Annotated in this window: 1 protein-coding gene; it reads right to left on the reverse strand. The window is 45.2% G+C overall.

All coding sequences use genetic code 11. The features are described 5' to 3' along the window. The coding region (locus R7E78_RS31075; protein WP_318059266.1) for a Gfo/Idh/MocA family oxidoreductase at window positions 1-501 on the reverse strand (501 nt) is incomplete at its 3' end. Between the last annotated feature and the right edge of the window lies 1 nt (window position 502).

Here is a 502-nt window from a genome sequence, read left to right on the forward strand (position 1 = left end):
TGGGTGAATAAAATCGTCAAAGATGAACGTACGGAGTTCTCCCAGCAGATTGTGGCGATTTTTCTCCCAACGCAGTGACTTCAAATTAGCGACATCGCCTTTTTGTACGTTTGGCAAATAGTCGTTGTAGAGCGGAATGTGTCGGCGATTAAAGCCAACATAAAGTGGTTGATTGGCGATAGCTGCAATCTCATAGAGTTGCTCTACCTGTTGGGCACTGTCCGCCAGTGGTTTGTCGACAAAAGTAGGAATGCTTTGTTTTAGAAAATATTCAGCGATTTGAAAGTGAACATGAGTTGCGGCATGAATCATCACCGCATCTACACCAAACGCAGGAAGCTGTCGGTAGTCCTGACGGCTTTCCTTAATGCGATATTGCTGAGCTAGTGAAGAGAGGGTTTTGGCGTCTCGGGTACAAAAGACTAGCTCAACATTAGGAAGTTGAGTAATGGCAGGAAGGTAAGCCTTTTGCGCAATGTCGCCTAAGCCAATAATACCGATT

This window comes from Vibrio sp. YT-19(2023) (genome assembly GCF_033337395.1).